The organism is Microbispora sp. CL1-1 (assembly GCF_012034195.1).
In the GTDB taxonomy this organism is placed as follows: Bacteria; Actinomycetota; Actinomycetes; order Streptosporangiales; family Streptosporangiaceae; genus Microbispora.
Map to the genome: position 1 here is coordinate 1 of NZ_JAATEK010000261.1, position 221 is coordinate 221.

Annotated in this window: 1 protein-coding gene; it reads right to left on the minus strand. The window is 60.2% G+C overall.

Annotation, left to right across the window (positions count from 1 at the left end):
* Positions 1-221 (minus strand): endo-1,4-beta-xylanase (locus tag HCK04_RS40825; protein ID WP_142652818.1); only part of this gene is annotated, 221 nt, incomplete at both ends.

Sequence of the window (221 nt, forward strand, 5' to 3'; positions counted from 1 at the left end):
ACCACGCCAGCGTGTGCCCGCGCACCTGCTTGCCGTTCTGCACCGCCCAGTTGTAGATCCGGTCGGCGTTGGTGAAGTTGAACTGACCCTGGTTCGGCTCAGTCGCGTCGATCTTCATCTCGTTCTCGGCCGTGATCATGTTGAACTCACGATTGGCGATCGTGGTGTACTGCGAGTCGCCCAGCTTGTTCGCACTGATCGCGGTGCCGAAGTAACGACCG